This is a genomic window from Candidatus Pelagibacter communis (assembly GCF_001179945.1).
Classification (GTDB): domain Bacteria; phylum Pseudomonadota; class Alphaproteobacteria; order Pelagibacterales; family Pelagibacteraceae; genus Pelagilacustribacter; species Pelagilacustribacter ubique_A.
This window is the reverse complement of the sequence record NZ_CVSG01000020.1, coordinates 1-693: the sequence shown is the minus strand read 5'-3', so window position 1 is coordinate 693 and position 693 is coordinate 1. Positions and strand designations below refer to the sequence as shown.

Below are 693 nucleotides of genomic sequence, written 5' to 3'. Positions count from 1 at the left end.
GGAGTAGACTATGGTTAAAATTGCTATTATTTTATCTTTTCAATAAGTTCATTATTGAGAGTTTGCAATGTAACATATATAAAATTCAGATCAGAATGTTGGTCTTCTTTTTTCAAATATTGTTTTGTATCTAAAAAGGGATAGTGTTGTGATTTTTTTGTATTTTTCCAAACAGAATATGCTTGAACAACACCAAGTGTGCCTGGAAGACTAAAATCTATGTCTTGTTTGTTAATAAAAATATAATCACAAGCAAAATCACCAATTCCCCATTTATCCTCTTTTTGGAAATATGTATAGCCTAAATCGACTAAGCTCTCTGGTTGAATTTTATTTTCAAGAGATAGATCTGCCACAACTCGAGGAACATAATCACCTCCAATATTTTTAACTGGGTTGGTTTCTCTTTTTTTGTATTCAAAAGGAGATAACTGAGGATATCTCATATTTGGAATAGAAGCATGATCCTTTCTTTTTTCATACCGATCTACTAATAAATTAGCTACAGGGATTTCATATTCTGGCTCTTCTGTAAGAGAAACCCGGATCGTATCTCCTAATCCATCTTCTAAAAGTGTTCCAATACCTACAGCAGATTTGATCCGACCATCTTCTCCTTCACCTGCTTCCGTAACACCTAAATGAAGAGGGTAGTCCATACCTTCAGAATCCATACGATTCACTAGTAATCTA

The 693-nt window shown here is 33.3% G+C and carries 1 protein-coding gene; it reads right to left on the bottom strand.

What is annotated here, in order from left to right; translation table 11 throughout:
* Positions 1-26: 26 nt before the first annotated feature.
* A partial coding sequence (locus tag AMN78_RS00775) for a flavodoxin-dependent (E)-4-hydroxy-3-methylbut-2-enyl-diphosphate synthase (RefSeq protein ID WP_179850582.1) occupies positions 27-693 on the bottom strand: 667 nt, incomplete at its 5' end.